This window comes from Gordonia amarae NBRC 15530 (assembly GCF_000241345.1).
Taxonomy (GTDB): domain Bacteria; phylum Actinomycetota; class Actinomycetes; order Mycobacteriales; family Mycobacteriaceae; genus Gordonia; species Gordonia amarae.
This window is the reverse complement of sequence record NZ_BAED01000033.1, coordinates 100628-116414: the sequence shown is the minus strand read 5'-3', so window position 1 is coordinate 116414 and position 15787 is coordinate 100628. Positions and strand designations below refer to the sequence as shown.

Sequence of the window (15787 nt, the reverse complement as noted above, 5' to 3'; positions counted from 1 at the left end):
ATGCGATTCTCCCACGAATCCCTATCGCAGACAGTGGTATTCGCCACGGGGGAGGCGCATCGCGCAGTGGCGGACGAGGTGGCCGCGCTCGGGGTGTCGAAGGTGATGGTGATCGCCTCCGAACGCGAGGCGGCCCTGGCGGACCGGATCGTCGCACAGTTGCCGGTGGTGCGGCGGCACACGGAAGTGGTGATGCATGTGCCCGTCGAGGTTGCCGACCGGGCCCGTGCCGCTGCCGCCGCTGCGGGGGCCGATGTCCTGGTCAGCGTCGGCGGTGGTTCGACCACGGGTCTGGCCAAGGCTGTCGCCCTGACCAGTGGCCTGCCCATCGTGGCGATTCCGACCACCTATGCCGGTTCGGAGGCCACCAATGTGTGGGGCCTGACCGACGGTGATCGCAAGACCACCGGCATCGACAACCGGGTACTGCCCGCATCCATCGTCTACGACGCCGAACTGTTGACCACGCTGCCGGCGGAGATGGCCGTCGCATCGGGGCTCAACGCACTCGCGCATTGCGTCGACGCGATGTGGGGTCCGCGCGTCGACCCCATCGATCAGGTCTTCGCCGTCGAAGGGATCCGCGCGCTCGCCGCCGGACTGCCCGCCGTGGCACAGGATCCTTCGGGAGTTCCCGGCGTCGAGGAAACCCTGTACGGTGCCTACCTCGCCGCCGTCGCGTTCGCTTCGGCGGGTTCGGGGATGCACCACAAGATCTGCCACGTCCTCGGCGGAATGTTCAACCTGCCGCACGCGCAGACCCACGCGATCGTGCTGCCCTACGTCCTGGCGTTCAACGCCCCGAACGCCGCCGCCCAGGAGCGTCGCATCGCTCACGCCTTCGGGGCGGAGTCGGCCACCGAAGGACTGGCGACGCTCCGGCGCGCGGTCGGAGCGCCTTCGGCTCTGCGGGATATCGGAATGCCCGAGGAGGGAATTGCGCAGGCCATGGACCCGGTCCTGCGGGCCGTCCCCGCCGGTAATCCCACGCCGGTCGCCCCGGAGAACCTCATCGCACTGTTGCGGGCTGCCTGGGCGGGCGATCCGCTCTGAGCAGCCGGATCCCGGTAGCGGGCTCCTCGCGCCAGGGGACGGTCGAACCCGTGGCGCGGGAGCGCCGCCCCACGGGTGTGCTACGGTGGTCGGCGTGATTACACGTGTGCGCGCCTATTGGCGCTTTATCGAGGCTCCGGGTGGGGCCACGGTGAAGCGCTGAGCTGCATTCGCACACACAACCATCCGGAGCCCGAGCAGTGACCATCATGGTCGCTGCTCTTGTCGTTTCAGGGCACCGGAACACAACCAGGGACTGTGCCCCGGGACTCAAGAGACAAGACCCCGACGACAGGCACAACCTGAAAGGCACATAGGCGTGACCACCACCGACGACCTGACACTCTCGGTCAGCGATCTACCACAGTCCACCAGCGACCGCCGCATCAAGACCTTCCGGGCCATTCCCTCGCCCGACACGCTCCGCAACGAACTGCCGCTCACCGCGCGACGGGCACTGGCCGTGCAGCGTGACCGCGACGAAATCGCCGCCATCCTCGCAGGTCACGACGACCGGCTGATCGTGGTCGTCGGCCCGTGCTCGGTGCACGATCCGGTCGCCGCCCTCGACTACGCCCGCCGCCTGGCGCCGCTGGCCACCGCATACGCGGACCGGCTCAAGATCGTGATGCGGGTGTACTTCGAGAAGCCGCGCACCACCGTCGGCTGGAAGGGCCTGATCAACGACCCGGGGATGGACGAGACGTACGACGTCGAGCGAGGCCTGCGCACCGCCCGGTCGTTGCTGCTCGACATCATCGACCTGGGACTGCCCGTCGGTACCGAGTTCCTGGAGCCGACCAGCCCGCAGTACATCGCCGACGCCGTCGCCTGGGGTGCCATCGGTGCCCGCACCACCGAGTCGCAGGTCCACCGCCAGCTCGCGTCGGGACTGTCGATGCCGATCGGGTTCAAGAACGGCACCGACGGGAACGTGCAGGTCGCCGTCGACGGCGTGCGCGCAGCGGCCGCCCCGCACGTGTTCTTCGGGGTCGACGACTTCGGTCTGGGCGCCGTGGTGGAGACCGTCGGCAACACCGACTGCCACATCATCCTGCGCGGCGGCACCCGCGGCCCCAACTACGACGACGCCTCCGTCGCCGACGCCATCACCGGCCTGACCAAGGCGGGTCTGGCGCCCAAGGTGATGGTCGACTGCTCGCACGCCAACTCGGGCAAGGACCACATCCGGCAGGCCGAGGTGGCCCGCGAACTCGCCGCCACGATCCGTGCTTCGCGCGCGGCGGGCGAGGAACCGACCATCAGCGGTGTGATGCTGGAGAGCTTCCTTGTCGCCGGCGCCCAGTCCACCGACGCGGCCCCCCTCACCTACGGCCAGTCCGTCACCGACAAGTGCATGGCCTGGGACCCCACCGCGGAGGTCCTCGCCGCCCTCGCCCAGAGTTGAATTCGTTTCGTGATCAAGGGGTTCGGCCATCCACCTCGCTGGTTGAGGTGTGAGGTCGCCCAGCGACCGAGCCTCGAAACCCGGGGAGACGACAATGTCATCTTCCGTGGTTTCGAGGCTCGCAGGCTGGCACCTCAACCAGCGGTGGCTTGCGCTCAGTGGCATCGGTGTGGATCTGCTCTGGGCAGAACGGGGCGGCGCGCGGCGCGCCTGGTGGCTAGCATCGCGGGTATGGCTGCCAACGACCCCCCTCCCGAACCGCTGTGGCGCGAGGTGACCGGACGCGTCCTGCGGCGACACCGCCACGACCGCGACGAGCGGCTGGTCGAAACCGCGCAGCGCGCCGGGGTGTCCACCCAGTACCTGTCCGAACTCGAACGCGGCCGCAAGGACGCCTCGTCGGAGGTACTGGCCGCCGTAGCCGGCGCGCTCGGCCTGACCCTGGTCGACCTGGTCCGCGAGGTGGCCGTCGAACTCGTGCGCCAGGCCCGGCCGGTACCGGTCCTGCGTTCGGTGTCCGGTGCTCCGGTCGCGGTCCCGGCCGCACCGATCCGCCGCGGCCCCTACGCGTTGGCGGCCTGATTCCGGGTCCGGGTGTCGATGATCTGGTCGGCGATGCCGTAGTCGATGATCTCCTGGGCGCGCAGGATGCGGTCGCGGTCGGTGTCGCGGCGCAGGGTGTCGGCGTCCTGGCCGGTGTGCCGGCTCAACGCCTGTTCTATCTCCTCCCGGGTGCGCAGGATCTCCTCGGCGGCCAGGATCAGGTCGGGGATGGTGCCGCGGCCCTGGCCCGACGGCTGGTGCAGCAGGACGCGGGCGTGGGGGAGTACCGAACGACGGCCGGGGGTGCCCGCGGCCAGCAGCAGCGCGGTGGTCGAGAGTGCCTGTCCCACACAGGTGGTGGCGATGGGGGCGTGGCAGTACTGCATGGTGTCGTACAGGGCGAACGTCGCCATCACCGATCCGCCGGGCGAGTTGATGTACAGGTCGATCGGGGCTTCGGGGTTGTCGGAGTCCAGGTGCAGGATCTGCGCGATCAGGGCGTTGGCGACGCCGTCGTCGATCTCGGTGCCCAGGTAGACGATCCGGTCGTCGAGCAGGCGGCTGTAGACATCCATCACCCGCTCGCCCTGCGGGGTGCGGCTGATGACGTTGGGGATGGTGTATGTGCTCATCGGGAGACTCCGAATCCTGTTGCGGCGGGGGCGCTGGGCCGAACCTGTGCGACGGTCGTGACGATGTGGTCGATGAAGCCGTAGTCGACGGACTCGGTTGCGGTGAACACGTGATCGCGGAGCGAGTCGTCGAAGATGCGCTCCAGGGACTGCCCGGTCCTCTCGGCGATGATGCTCAGCACGGTGTCGCGGACGTGCCGCAGGTCGTCGGCCTGTAGCTCGATGTCGGGGGCGTACCCACCGATGCCGGCGGATCCTTGGTGCAGAAGCACTTTCGCGTGGGGGAGGGCGTAGCGTTTGCCCGGGGTGCCGCAGCACAGGAGGAATTGTCCTGCGCTGTAGGCCATTCCGAGATTCACAGTCGCCACGTCGTTGGGGATCAGGTCCATGGTGTCGGCGATCGCGAGCATCGCGGGCACCGAACCGCCGGGCGAGTTGATCCACAACGCGATATCGGCGGTCGGGTCGTACGCCGACAGGAGTACCAGTTGCGCGCACAGCTGGCTGCCGATCTCGTCGTCAAGGGCCGAATCCAGCATCAGGATCCGTTGGTTCAGAAGGCTTTCCGCCGTCGCCTTGCTCAGCGGCAGGGTTCGTTTCTCATCGCTCATAAGGCGATGGTGCGTCGGCGGGGGCCGCGGTGGACGGTGCTGCCGCGCAGAGCGGAACGGTTCAGCGCTGGGCAGAGTGGTTGTGCTCGCGGGCATACTCGGCGTGCGAGGTTTCGAGGCTCGGTCGCTGGGCGACCTCGCACCTCAACCGGCAGCGGGAGGGGGTGGCTGGGTGTTGACCGGCGGAGGGGACGAGCGGGGCTCAGGCGGCGAGGACGAGCCAGACGGCGATGTAGTGGAGGGTGGCGGCGACGGCGGTGCACGCGTGGAACACCTCGTGGTGCCCGAAACTCGACGGCCACGGATCGGGCCACTTCATCGCGTACAGCACCCCGCCGACGCTGTAGAGCACTCCGCCGGCGGCGAGCAGCACGAGGACCGCCGCCGACGAATGGCCGACGAGGGTGGGGGAGACGGCGATGATCACCCAGCCGAGCAGGATGTACAGCGACACCCCCAGCCAGCGCGGCGAACCGGGCCAGGCGATCTTCAGCGTCACCCCGCCCACAGCGCCCGCCCACACGATGCCCAGCACCCACCAGTTGATCGGAGCGGGTAGGGCCATCAGACAGAAAGGGGTGTACGTGCCGGCGATGAACACGAAGATCATCGAGTGGTCGGCGCGCTTCATCCGGACGTGTGCGCGCGCCGACTTCCACGAGATGCGGTGGTAGAACGCGCTCACCGCGAACAGCCCGACGATGGTCGCCGCGTACAGCGCGCACGCGAAGGTTTCGGCGGCACCGCGCAGGACGGCGGCACCGACGATCACTCCCGCACCGGCGAACGCGGCGACCACCGCGGCGTAGGAGTGGATGACCCCGCGCAGGCGAGGCTTGGCCGGATCGGGACGGAACGAGGCCACGGGAACGGCTGCCGGAGTGCTCACGAACCTACGGTACCGTAGGTTTGCCTGCCGGGTCACCGCGTCAACCGCGCACGGCACGCGGCACACCGGTTCCCCCACACCCGGCGCGTAGTGTGTCGTGGGTGACGGCACACACGGGTGAACGCGGCGAAAGGCCCCTGCGATGAAGCTGCTGCCCGACCGTGTCCGCCGGCCGATCCTGTCGGTGTACGAGCGTCGCGTCCTGCAGGATCTCGACCCCACCGGGTTCCCCCACCACGTCGCCATCATCTGCGACGGCAACCGCCGCTGGGCGCGTGAGGCGGGCTTCGAGGACGTCAGCCACGGGCACCGGGTGGGCGCGCAGCGCATCGCCGACATGCTCGGCTGGTGCGCCGACCTCGGTATCGGCACCGTCACCATCTACCTGCTCTCGATCGAGAACCTGAGCCGCGAATCGGAGGAACTCGACGCGCTGATGGAGATCGTGCCCGACATCGTCGACGAGATCGCCCTGCCGACCGGCAATTGGCAGGTGCGGATCGTCGGCACCCTCGACCCGCTGCCCGAAGATGTGGCCGAACGACTGCGCAAGGCCTCCGAACGCACGGCCGGCCACGGCGGCATGAACGTCAACGTCGCCGTCGGCTACGGCGGACGGCAGGAGATCGTCGACGCCGTGCAGGCGCTGCTGCGCGAACGCGCCGCGGCCGGCGACAGCGTCGAGGAGATGATCGAGGCGGTCACTGTCGAGGCCATCGACCGCAACCTGTACACCGGTGGGCAGCCCGACCCGGATCTGGTGATCCGCACCTCCGGCGAACAGCGCCTGTCCGGGTTCCTGCTGTGGCAGAGCGCCTATTCGGAGATCTGGTTCACCGACGCCTACTGGCCCGAGTTCCGGCGCGTCGACTTCCTGCGCGCCCTCCGTGACTTCTCGGCACGTACGAGGCGATTCGGCAAGTAGCCGCTAGATCTTGCGCAGCCGCACCCGGTTGATCGAATGGTCGGTATCCTTGCGCAGCACCAGCGTTGCCCGTGGCCGCGTCGGCAGGATGTTCTCGATCAGATTGGGGCGGTTGATCGACGTCCAGATATCGCGCGCGGCCACGTGCGCCTGATCGTCCGACAGTGACGAATACAGGTGGAAATGCGAATTGGGGTCGGCGAACGCGGTGGTCCGCATCTGCAGAAAACGTGAGATATACCACTTTTCGATGTCGTCGGTCTTCGCGTCGACATACACCGAGAAATCGAACAGGTCCGACACGGTGAGCGTCGGACCTGTCTGTAACACGTTGAGCCCCTCCAGGATCAGGATGTCGGGCTGACGGATGTAGTGGCGTACATCGGGCACGATGTCGTAGGTGATGTGCGAGTAGACCGGCGCGGTCACCTCACGGGCACCGGATTTGACCTCGGTGACGAACCGCAGCAGCGCCCGGCGATCGTAGGACTCGGGAAAACCCTTGCGGTGCATGATGCCCCGGCGCTGCAACTCCGCGGTGGGCAGCAGGAAGCCGTCGGTGGTGACCAGATCCACCTTGGGATGTGACTCCCACCGGGCCAGCAGTGCGGCCAGCACGCGGGCTGTGGTCGATTTTCCGACGGCGACGCTGCCGGCGATGCCGATCACGAACGGCACCTGCCGATTCGTCTGCCGTTCCCCGAGGAACGTCGACGTGGCGGCGAACAGACGCTGACGGGCCGCCACCTGCAGGTGGATCAGACGTGAGAGCGGCAGATACACCTCGGCGACCTCGGTGAGATCGATCTGCTCGCCGAGGCCGGTGAGCTGTTCGAGCTCGTCCTCGTTGAGCACCATGGGCATCGATTTCCGCAGGTCACGCCACTGCTTGCGATCGAGCTCCAGGTACAGGCTCGGATCGCGATCGGTTCCCGGCCGCCCCATCAGCCGCGGTCCCCGCGGGGACAGCGCAACCTGGGTGAGGGTTCCGAGGTACTTGCCGGTGTCGACATGCGCAACAGTGTAGAACCTCGCGGATCGGCAGCCTTTCGGCCCTGTCGGTAGCCTGCGGAGGTATGGATGCTGCCGTGGCCCCCGCCGACGAACTTTCCGGCGAACTCGTCGATGACTATCTGCGTCTCGGATTGGCCTTCGACCGGCTCGAAGAGGGATTCGTCGACGCCTACACCGGTGATCCGGCGCTGCGGGCGGAGGTGGCCAATGCCGCCGCTCCGGAACCGGCCGAGCTGGCGCGCCGGGCGCGGTCGCTGCTCGCCCGTGTCGCCGAGGAGCCGGACTCGGCGCGTGCGGGTTTCGTCGCCGCGCATCTGCGGGCGCTCGAATGCTCGGCGCGCAAGTTCGCCGGCGAGGACATCGGCTTCATCGACGAGGTGAAGAGCTATTTCGACGTCGACATCAGCCCCGCCGACCCCGAGGGCTACCGCGTCGCGCATGCCGGGCTCGCCGAGGCGCTCGACGCGCCCGGAGCCACCGGTGAACGGCTCGCCGAGGCCTACGCGGCCTACCGGCGGTCCGACGAGATCCCCGCCGACCGTGTCGATGAATGCGTCCGTGCCTTCAGCGGGGCGCTGCGCGAACGGGTGCGCGGCATCTTCCCGCTACCGGACTCGGAGATCATCGAGTTCGAGGTGGTGAGCGACAAGCCGTGGTCCGGGTTCAACTACTACCTCGGCGACTACCGGTCGAAGGTCGCGATCAACACCGATCTGACACAACACATGTCGAACCTGCCGCACCTCATCGCCCACGAGGCCTACCCCGGCCACCACACCGAGCACTGCCGCAAGGAGCAGCTGCTGGTGGGTGGTGGTGGCCAGCAGGAGCAGACGATCTTCCTGGTCAACACCCCGCAATGCCTGATGGCCGAGGGCCTGGCCGATCACGCACTGCACGCCGCGATGGGGCCGGACTGGCCGTCGTGGGCGCAGGAGATCTACGCCGACCTCGGCCTGCGGTTCGACGCCGACCGGGCGGCGCGCGTCGGCAAGGCCACCGCCGGCCTGCTGTCGGTGCGTCAGGACGCCGCGTTGCTGCTGCACGATCAGGGCCGCGGCGAGGACGAGGCGGCGGCGTTCCTGCAGCGCTGGCTGCTGGCCACCCCCGAACGGTCCCGGCAGATGCTCCGTTTCCTGACCTCGCCGCTGTGGCGGGCGTACATCTCCACCTACGTCGAGGGCTACCGGCTGCTGCAGACGTGGCTTGATGTCGCCGGGAACGACGACGACGCGAGGTTGCGCAGGTTCGGGCGGCTGCTCGATGAACCGCTCATCCCCGAGTCGTTGCGCGCCGAACTCGCGCGGTGAACCGGTGACCGCCCTCGACCGGGAGCGGGAAACCAGCCGCGTGGTGCGCAAACTACACTGATCGCCATGACGCAGAACCCTGATTCCGTGAATGCGCAGTCCCTGGCCGATCTCGATCCCGATGTGGCCGCCGCGATGGCCGGTGAGCTGAGCCGTCAGCGTGACACGCTGGAGATGATCGCGTCGGAGAACTTCGTCCCGCGCGCCGTGCTGCAGGCCCAGGGCAGCGTGCTGACCAACAAGTACGCCGAGGGCTACCCCGGACGTCGCTACTACGGCGGCTGCGAGCACGTCGACGTCGTCGAGGACATCGCCCGCAACCGGGCCAAGGAACTGTTCGGCGCCGATTTCGCCAACGTGCAGCCGCATTCGGGTGCGCAGGCCAACGCCGCTGTGCTGCAGGCCCTCATGGAGCCGGGCGAGACCATGCTCGGTCTCGACCTGGCCCACGGCGGACACCTCACCCACGGCATGCGCCTGAACTTCTCGGGCAAGCTGTACGAGAACGCCTTCTACGGTGTCAGCAAGGAAGACTTCCGCATCGACATGGACGAGGTGCGCAAGATCGCCCTCGACACCAAGCCGAAGGTGATCGTGGCCGGCTGGTCGGCCTACCCGCGGACTCTCGACTTCGCGGCGTTCCGCTCGATCGCCGACGAGGTGGGCGCCTACCTGTGGACCGACATGGCGCACTTCGCCGGGCTGGTCGCCGCGGGCCTGCACCCCTCACCTGTCCCGCATTCGGATGTGGTGTCCTCGACCGTCCACAAGACGCTCGGTGGCCCGCGCTCGGGCATCATCCTGGCCAAGCAGGAATGGGCCAAGAAGCTCAACTCGGCGGTGTTCCCCGGCCAGCAGGGCGGCCCGCTCATGCACGTGATCGCCGCCAAGGCCGTCGCCCTCAAGATCGCGGGCACCGAGGAGTTCGCCGACCGCCAGCGCCGCACCCTGTCGGGCGCCAAGATCCTCGCCGACCGGCTCACCGGTGAGGGTGTCGCCAAGGCCGGTGTCTCGGTCCTCACCGGCGGCACCGATGTGCATCTGGTGCTCGTCGACCTGCGCAACAGCGCCCTCGACGGCCAACAGGCCGAGGATCTGCTGCACGAGGTCGGCATCACCGTCAACCGCAACGCCGTCCCGTTCGACCCGCGTCCGCCGATGGTCACCTCGGGTCTGCGCATCGGCACCCCGGCATTGGCCACCCGCGGCTTCGGCGACGAACAGTTCACCGAGGTCGCCGACATCATCGGCACCGCGCTCGCCGCCGGCACAGGTGCCGACGTCGCCGCTCTGCGGGCCCGTGTCTCCCAGCTCGCCCTCGACTTCCCGTTGTACGACGGGCTCGAGGAGTGGGGCCTGATGAGCCGCATCTGATCGCGCTGGCACAGCGCAGGGGATTCGTCGCTTTACGGCGGTGTTCACTACTCTGCGTGGAATGAGTGGCCAGCATGAAACCAATGCACTATCCGACGACGACCTCGTTATCGCGTTGGAGAAGGCATTGCCCGAGATCGCCGAGGAACACCGGGCGGCCGCGCAGCCGTGGAACCCGCACGACTGGGTCCCGTGGGACGACGGCCGCAACTTCGGGTTCCTCGGCGGTACCGATTGGACCCCCGAGCAGGCCACGCTGTCGGACGAGGTGCGCGCAGGTGTGCTGGCGTTGCTGCTGCTCAAGGACAACCTGCCGTCCTATCACCGGATGCTCGCGGTCCACTTCCCGGCCTTCTCGCCCTGGCGTGATCTGGTCGGCGTGTGGACGGCCGAGGACAACCGGCACGCCATCGTGCTGCGCGACTACCTCGTGGTCACCCGCGCCATCGACCCCGTCGACGCGGAGGTGCGCCGCCGCATCCACGTCACCACCGGATACCGGCAGTACGAGGGTTCCGCCCTCGACGTGAGTCCGCTGGACGTGCTCGCCATCATGGCCGTGCACGAGTACCAATGCGCCGCCGTCGTGCGCAGGCTCGGCGAGGCCGTCACCGAGGACGTCCTGGGGCAGATCCTCACCAAGATCGCGGCCGACGACGGGCTGCAGGCCACGACCTTCGCCAAGTTCCTGAACGCGGGGATCGTCGCCGATCAGGAGGCCACGATCCTGGCCGTCGATCGGGCGCTGACCGGTATCGAGGCCATCGGCGCGGACGTCGCCGACTTCGACACCGAGCGGGCGCTCATTGCCGACTACGAGAACGAGGGCACCCGCGGCGCGGTGGCCGCGGCACTGGCCGGAGAACTCAAGCTCGAGTCGGTGCAGGAATTGGGCGAGAACGCCGAAGCGGCCCGCGGCCGCATCCTCGCGCTGGCCGCGCAGGCTCGGTGACACGGGCCCGAATCCTCGGGAACGACCACGTCGGCACGTAAGAATCCGTGGGACGACCGACGGTTGTCTTGGCCCTCACAATACGTGGCGTTAACGCGAAATTCACGCGAAGACAGCGTTTCTGGCGAGCCGAAAGGCCGTGCGGCGCGTACGTTGGCGGTTGACGGGCCGCGTGGAAGCGGTTCGTCCGGGAGGTTCGAACGTGGTCTGTACCAACAGCGCGAGAGGGCCGGCCCCGGTCCTCGGTCCGCTCGGCTCACGCCGGGTGTGACACCAGAACCGGCCGGTCGCCGCCAACTGGTTTGTGTGGGTGCCGCACAAACGTAGGAGCTTGACGTGACCACACGCACCTACGTCATCGACACTTCCGTGCTGCTGTCCGATCCCTGGGCAGTCACGCGATTCGCCGAGCATCATGTGGTTCTGCCGCTGGTCGTGATCAGCGAACTCGAAGGCAAACGCCACCATCACGAACTCGGCTGGTTCGCCCGCGAAGCACTGCGTCTGCTCGATGATCTCCGGCTCGAACACGGCCGCCTCGATCTGCCGATCCCGATCGGTGAGGACGGCGGAACGCTTCAGGTTGAGCTCAATCACACCGATCCCGCCGTCTTGCCCGCCGGATTCCGCACCGACTCCAACGATTCGAGGATCCTCGCATGTGCCCTGAACCTGCGGGCCGAGGGCAGCGATGTGACGCTGGTGTCCAAGGACACCCCGCTGCGCGTCAAGGCGGGTGCCGTCGGCCTCGACGCCGACGAGTACCACGCCCAGGATGTGGTGGTGTCGGGGTGGTCGGGGATGACCGAACTCGAGGTCGACTCCCACGTCATCGACACCCTGTTCGCCGAGGGCGTCGTCGACCTGGATGTGGCACGCGAGCTGCCCTGCCACACCGGTATCCGGTTGCTGGGCAACACCTCCAGCGCACTGGCCCGGGTAAACCCCGACAAGCAGGTGCAATTGGTGCGCGGTGACCGGGAAGCCTTTGGTCTGCACGGCCGTTCGGCCGAGCAGCGGGTCGCCCTCGACCTGCTGCTCGACGAGTCCGTCGGTATCGTCTCCCTCGGCGGCAAGGCCGGTACCGGAAAGTCCGCTCTCGCGCTGTGCGCGGGCCTGGAAGCGGTGCTCGAACGTCGCACCCAGCGTAAGGTTGTGGTCTTCCGTCCGCTGTATGCCGTTGGCGGACAACAGCTCGGCTACCTACCCGGCGGCGAGGCCGAGAAGATGGGGCCGTGGGCCCAGGCCGTCTTCGACACCCTGGAGGGCCTGGCCTCGCCCGAGGTGATCGAGGAGGTGCTCAGCCGAGGAATGCTGGAGGTGTTGCCGCTCACCCACATTCGCGGCCGGTCGCTGCACGACTCGTTCGTGATCGTCGACGAGGCGCAGTCGCTGGAACGCAATGTGCTGCTGACGGTGTTGTCGCGCCTGGGATCGGGCTCCCGGGTGGTGCTCACCCACGACGTCGCCCAGCGCGACAATCTGCGCGTCGGTCGCCACGACGGGGTGGCCGCGGTCATCGAGAAGCTCAAGGGCCATCCGCTGTTCGCGCACGTGACCCTCACGCGCAGTGAGCGTTCGCCGATTGCGGCGCTGGTCACCGACATGTTGGAGGAGTTCGCCCCCGGCGCCGGTCTGTGATGACCATTTCGCCGGTTGAGGTGTGAGGTCGCCCAGCGACCGAGCCTCGAAACCCGGTGAGACGACATTGTTCTCTCACGAGGTTTCGAGGCTCGTCGCTAGCGCTCCTCACACCTCAACCGGCGAGGGAATGACTCCTCGCACCTCAACCGGCAGAAGGAAGGGTTCGGGGCTCAGTCGGTGGTGGGGGTGTGCCGCAGGATGGTGACCGCGAAGTCGGGGTCGTGCAGGCGTTTGAGATCCCAGGTGTCGAAACGCTGGTCGACCGTCAGGCCCGCTTCGGTTGCCGCCGTGTCGAAGTCGGCGAGGGTCAGTTCCCGGTTGATGTGGAATCCCGTGGCGATGAATCCGTCCGGCTTCAGGTGGGCCGCCAGTCTGCGCAGCACCTCGGCCTCGGTGTCCGGGGCGATGAACACCATCACGTTGCCCGCGCACACGATCGCGTCGAACTTCTCGTGCAGGCCATGGGCGGGCAGATCGAGTTCGGACAGGTCGGCCACCCGATAGGCCGGCCCCGGATAGTCCTGCTCGGCGGCGGCGATCAGTTTCGGGTCGACGTCGACGCCCACCACGTCGTGGCCCACCGCGTGCAGGTAGCCCGACAGCCGCCCCGGTCCGCAGCCCGCGTCGAGAATGCGCGAGTGCCGGCCCACCATCGCGTCGACGAGGCGCGCCTCACCGGCGAGGTCGTCGCCGGCGGCGGCCATCGTCCGGAACCGCTCGATGTACCACTCACTGTGGCCGGGTTTGGTGTCGGTGATCCATCGCGGTTGCGCCATGCCTTTCAGCGTAGTGCCGCCCTCGCAAGGGGGTGTGCGGCACCGATCCGGGAGTATGGAACCCTTGGTTAGGGAAACCAAATTTTGCCAGGTCCGACGCCGGATAAGCACTGGTCCGTGACCATCGCGATATACATGGTGGGCATATTTCTGGCACACTGTCATGGTGCAGAAGTTGCTGATGTTGTTAATGAGATTCATGGGACTGATGGTGGTCGGTCTCGTCGCCGTCGTGCTCGGCGGTGCTGGTTCGGCCGCGGCGGCCCCCTCGGGTACGCCGTCCACGCCGTCGTCGCCGGTGCTCCCCAAGACCGGCATCCCCGAGCTTGACACCGTGCTCAACAACCTCGCCGGAAACTTCCTGGGCACCGGCCAGAACAAGATCGGGCCCAACCAGACCCGGCAGATGATCGTGGTCACGGCCGACAAGGCCTCCGACACCACCGGGCAGCTGACCGCTTTCCAGCGCGAGGACGACGGCACCTGGAAGCCCGTCTACGGGCCGATGACCGCCTACCTCGGGTCGCAGGGCATGGGTGAGCCCAAGGACAACGTGCCGCGCACACCGATGGGTACCTACGCCCTGGATCAGGCGTTCGGGCGCAAGGACAACCCGGGCACCAAGATGCCGTACTTCAAGGCGACCACCCAGGACTGGTGGGACTCCAACATGTCCTCGCCCACGTACAACAAGCATGTCCACCAGGCCGCGAGCCCCGGTGGGGACAGTGAGAATCTGTACAACTCGGGCCCGGTGTACGACTACGCGGTCAACATCGCACACAACCCGCAGCGCATTCCGGGTAAGGCATCGGCGATGTTCCTGCACGTCACCAACCACGCACCCACCGAGGGATGCGTCGCGATCGAAGAGGGCCCGATGCGCGACATCCTGCGCTGGCTCGACCCGGCGAAGAACCCGAAGATCGCGATCGGCGTGAACAAGGGCACGCCCACCGACGACAGTGCCAACACCCCGGGCACCGCGACCGGCAGCAGCGAGGGCAACGGGTTCGGTGACCTGGTGAACTTCCTGCTCTCCCTGATCCCCGGCAGCAGCTAGCCTCCGCACCCGAGAACACTCCCATCCGCAGGTGTTGCGGATGGGAGTGTTCTTGTGTCAGATCAGCGTTCGCGATCCAGGTTGGCCATCTTGAGCACGTCCAGACGCTTGTCGAGCTCTGCCTCGGAGAGGTCGTCGCCGATCAGGCCGCGGTCGATCACGGTCTGCCGGATCGTCTTGCCCTCCTTGAGAGCCTGCTTCGCGACGGCCGCGGCTTCCTCGTAACCGATGGCGCTGTTGAGCGGGGTGACGATCGACGGCGAGCTCTCGGCGAGGGTGCGCAGCCGGTCCTCGTGGGCCACCAGGCCGCTGATGCAGCGGTCGGCAAACAGCCGGGACACGTTGGTCAGCAACTTGATCGACTCCAGCACGTTGCGCGCCATCACCGGGATGTACACGTTCAGCTCGAAGGCGCCGTTGCCGCCGCCCCAGGTGACCGCGGCGTCGTTGCCGATGACCTGCGCCGCCACCTGCGTGACCGCCTCGGGCAGCACGGGATTGACCTTGCCCGGCATGATGGAACTGCCCGGCTGCAGGTCGGGGAGCGCGATCTCACCGAGACCGGTGAGCGGGCCCGAACCCATCCACCGCACATCGTTGGCGATCTTGGTCAGTGACACCGCCACCGTCTTGAGCTGACCGGACAGCTCGACGAGGCCGTCGCGTGCGGCCTGCGCCTCGAAGTTATCCTTGGCCAGCGACAATGCGTCCACGCCGGTCAGGTTCCGCAGGGCGGCAACCACTTTGGTGCCGAACCCGGCGGGGGCGTTGAGGCCGGTGCCGACGGCGGTGCCACCGATGGGCAGCTCGCCCACGCGCGGCAGGGTGGCGGTGATCCGCTCGATGCCCGCCTCGACCTGCCGGGTGTAGCCGGCGAACTCCTGACCCAGGGTCACCGGCACCGCGTCCATCAGGTGGGTGCGGCCGCTCTTGACCACCTCACGCCACTGCGTCGACTTCTCCAGCAGCGCCAGCCGCAGGTAGTCCAGGGCCGGAATGAGGTCGGTCACGGCGGCCTCGGTGGCCGCGACGTGAGTGGCGGTGGGGAAGGTGTCGTTGGACGACTGCGACATGTTGACGTGGTCGTTGGGGTGCACGTCGACGCCGTTGTTCTTGGCGATCGTCGCGATCACCTCGTTGGCGTTCATGTTCGACGAGGTGCCCGAGCCGGTCTGGAACACGTCGATGGGGAACTGGTCGTCGTGCTTGCCGTCGGCGATCTCGGTGGCGGCGGCGATGATCGCGTCGGCCTTCTCGGCATCGAGCAGCCCCAGATCCTTGTTGACCTGCGCGCACGCCGCCTTGAGCAGGCCCATCGCGCGGATCTGGGTGCGTTCGAGGGGGCGGAAGCTGATCGGGAAGTTCTCGACGGCCCGCTGGGTCTGAGCCCGCCACAGCGCGTCGATGGGGACCTTGACCTCACCCATGGTGTCGTGCTCGATGCGATACTGCGGTTCGGTCATGTGCGCTGGTCCTCCGTCACGCGGGTAGTTAGGTTGTCCTTACCCACGTTACTCTCCCGGAAAACACGACGGTGGTGGACCGGGAACCCGATCCACCACCGTCGATGTCTATGCCGGCGACCCGGCCGCC

15 protein-coding genes are annotated in these 15787 nt (G+C 67.7%); 9 read left to right on the top strand and 6 right to left on the bottom strand.

Going from position 1 to position 15787, the window contains the following annotated elements:
- The 3 genes from GOAMR_RS09125 to GOAMR_RS09115 all read left to right on the top strand — a co-directional run bounded on the left by GOAMR_RS09125 (position 1) and on the right by GOAMR_RS09115 (position 3043).
- Positions 1-1053 (top strand): maleylacetate reductase, encoded by a 1053-nt coding sequence (locus tag GOAMR_RS09125; RefSeq protein ID WP_005186009.1) that lies wholly within the window; start codon positions 1-3, stop codon positions 1051-1053.
- A 319-nt stretch (positions 1054-1372) separates the two neighbouring features.
- Positions 1373-2461, top strand: a complete 1089-nt coding sequence (locus GOAMR_RS09120) for a 3-deoxy-7-phosphoheptulonate synthase (protein WP_005186006.1) — start codon at positions 1373-1375, stop codon at positions 2459-2461.
- Positions 2462-2692: 231 nt separating this feature from the next.
- Complete coding sequence (locus tag GOAMR_RS09115) at positions 2693-3043, top strand: helix-turn-helix domain-containing protein (protein ID WP_005186004.1); 351 nt, start codon at positions 2693-2695, stop codon at positions 3041-3043.
- On the opposite strand, the gene GOAMR_RS09110 is transcribed toward GOAMR_RS09115, so the two are convergent.
- From GOAMR_RS09110 to trhA, 3 genes are all read right to left on the bottom strand, one after another.
- Positions 3025-3636, bottom strand: coding sequence for a ClpP family protease (locus tag GOAMR_RS09110; protein ID WP_005186003.1), 612 nt, complete (start codon positions 3634-3636; stop codon positions 3025-3027). The two genes, GOAMR_RS09115 and GOAMR_RS09110, sit on opposite strands and share 19 nt — an antisense overlap.
- Entirely contained in the window at positions 3633-4247 is a 615-nt protein-coding gene (locus GOAMR_RS09105; protein ID WP_005186002.1) for a ClpP family protease, read from the bottom strand. Before GOAMR_RS09105 ends, GOAMR_RS09110 begins: the two co-directional genes overlap by 4 nt.
- Positions 4248-4449: 202 nt before the next feature.
- Positions 4450-5136: a PAQR family membrane homeostasis protein TrhA gene (gene trhA, locus GOAMR_RS09100; RefSeq protein ID WP_005186001.1), complete on the bottom strand. Its 687-nt coding sequence runs from the start codon at positions 5134-5136 to the stop codon at positions 4450-4452.
- Positions 5137-5278: 142 nt separating this feature from the next.
- On the opposite strand from trhA, the gene GOAMR_RS09095 reads away from it, so the two are divergent.
- Positions 5279-6061 carry an isoprenyl transferase gene (locus GOAMR_RS09095; RefSeq protein WP_005185998.1) on the top strand — a complete coding sequence of 261 codons (783 nt, stop codon included), beginning with the start codon at positions 5279-5281 and terminating at the stop codon, positions 6059-6061.
- A gap of 3 nt (positions 6062-6064) precedes the next feature.
- Here GOAMR_RS09095 and coaA read toward each other — a convergent pair whose 3' ends face one another.
- Complete coding sequence (gene coaA / locus GOAMR_RS09090; RefSeq protein WP_005185997.1) at positions 6065-7006, bottom strand: type I pantothenate kinase; 942 nt, start codon at positions 7004-7006, stop codon at positions 6065-6067.
- Positions 7007-7137: 131 nt separating this feature from the next.
- Here coaA and GOAMR_RS09085 point away from each other — a divergent pair, with 131 nt between their 5' ends.
- The 4 genes from GOAMR_RS09085 (at position 7138) to phoH2 (ending at position 12352) form a co-directional block, all read left to right on the top strand.
- The gene (locus GOAMR_RS09085) at positions 7138-8385 is read left to right on the top strand and encodes a hypothetical protein (RefSeq protein ID WP_040514776.1); all 1248 of its coding nucleotides are present in this window, start codon (positions 7138-7140) and stop codon (positions 8383-8385) included.
- A 66-nt stretch (positions 8386-8451) separates the two neighbouring features.
- The gene (gene glyA / locus GOAMR_RS09080; protein WP_005185991.1) at positions 8452-9759 is read left to right on the top strand and encodes a serine hydroxymethyltransferase; all 1308 of its coding nucleotides are present in this window, start codon (positions 8452-8454) and stop codon (positions 9757-9759) included.
- Positions 9760-9820: 61 nt separating this feature from the next.
- On the top strand, positions 9821-10711 hold the full coding sequence (locus tag GOAMR_RS09075) for an acyl-ACP desaturase (RefSeq protein WP_005185981.1): 891 nt from the start codon (positions 9821-9823) through the stop codon (positions 10709-10711).
- Positions 10712-11047: 336 nt separating this feature from the next.
- The gene (gene phoH2 / locus GOAMR_RS09070; RefSeq protein WP_005185979.1) at positions 11048-12352 is read left to right on the top strand and encodes an RNA 5'-3' helicase PhoH2; all 1305 of its coding nucleotides are present in this window, start codon (positions 11048-11050) and stop codon (positions 12350-12352) included.
- 173 nt (positions 12353-12525) lie between these two features.
- Here phoH2 and GOAMR_RS09065 read toward each other — a convergent pair whose 3' ends face one another.
- Complete coding sequence (locus tag GOAMR_RS09065; RefSeq protein ID WP_005185977.1) at positions 12526-13131, bottom strand: class I SAM-dependent methyltransferase; 606 nt, start codon at positions 13129-13131, stop codon at positions 12526-12528.
- A gap of 163 nt (positions 13132-13294) precedes the next feature.
- Here GOAMR_RS09065 and GOAMR_RS09060 point away from each other — a divergent pair, with 163 nt between their 5' ends.
- Positions 13295-14194: a L,D-transpeptidase family protein gene (locus tag GOAMR_RS09060; protein ID WP_244427354.1), complete on the top strand. Its 900-nt coding sequence runs from the start codon at positions 13295-13297 to the stop codon at positions 14192-14194.
- Positions 14195-14256: 62 nt separating this feature from the next.
- On the opposite strand, the gene GOAMR_RS09055 is transcribed toward GOAMR_RS09060, so the two are convergent.
- Positions 14257-15657, bottom strand: a complete 1401-nt coding sequence (locus tag GOAMR_RS09055) for a class II fumarate hydratase (RefSeq protein WP_005185971.1) — start codon at positions 15655-15657, stop codon at positions 14257-14259.
- Positions 15658-15787: the final 130 nt, after the last annotated feature.

Coding starts and splice junctions, on each gene's coding strand:
- GOAMR_RS09075 (WP_005185981.1), top strand. CDS start 9,821: ATGAGTGGCCAGCATGAAACCAATGCACTATCCGACGACGACCTCGTT.
- GOAMR_RS09125 (WP_005186009.1), top strand. CDS start 1: ATGCGATTCTCCCACGAATCCCTATCGCAGACAGTGGTATTCGCCACG.
- coaA (WP_005185997.1), bottom strand. CDS start 7,006: ATGGGGCGGCCGGGAACCGATCGCGATCCGAGCCTGTACCTGGAGCTC.
- GOAMR_RS09095 (WP_005185998.1), top strand. CDS start 5,279: ATGAAGCTGCTGCCCGACCGTGTCCGCCGGCCGATCCTGTCGGTGTAC.
- GOAMR_RS09065 (WP_005185977.1), bottom strand. CDS start 13,131: ATGGCGCAACCGCGATGGATCACCGACACCAAACCCGGCCACAGTGAG.
- GOAMR_RS09110 (WP_005186003.1), bottom strand. CDS start 3,636: ATGAGCACATACACCATCCCCAACGTCATCAGCCGCACCCCGCAGGGC.
- glyA (WP_005185991.1), top strand. CDS start 8,452: ATGACGCAGAACCCTGATTCCGTGAATGCGCAGTCCCTGGCCGATCTC.
- GOAMR_RS09055 (WP_005185971.1), bottom strand. CDS start 15,657: ATGACCGAACCGCAGTATCGCATCGAGCACGACACCATGGGTGAGGTC.
- GOAMR_RS09105 (WP_005186002.1), bottom strand. CDS start 4,247: ATGAGCGATGAGAAACGAACCCTGCCGCTGAGCAAGGCGACGGCGGAA.
- GOAMR_RS09115 (WP_005186004.1), top strand. CDS start 2,693: ATGGCTGCCAACGACCCCCCTCCCGAACCGCTGTGGCGCGAGGTGACC.
- GOAMR_RS09085 (WP_040514776.1), top strand. CDS start 7,138: ATGGATGCTGCCGTGGCCCCCGCCGACGAACTTTCCGGCGAACTCGTC.
- GOAMR_RS09060 (WP_244427354.1), top strand. CDS start 13,295: ATGGTGCAGAAGTTGCTGATGTTGTTAATGAGATTCATGGGACTGATG.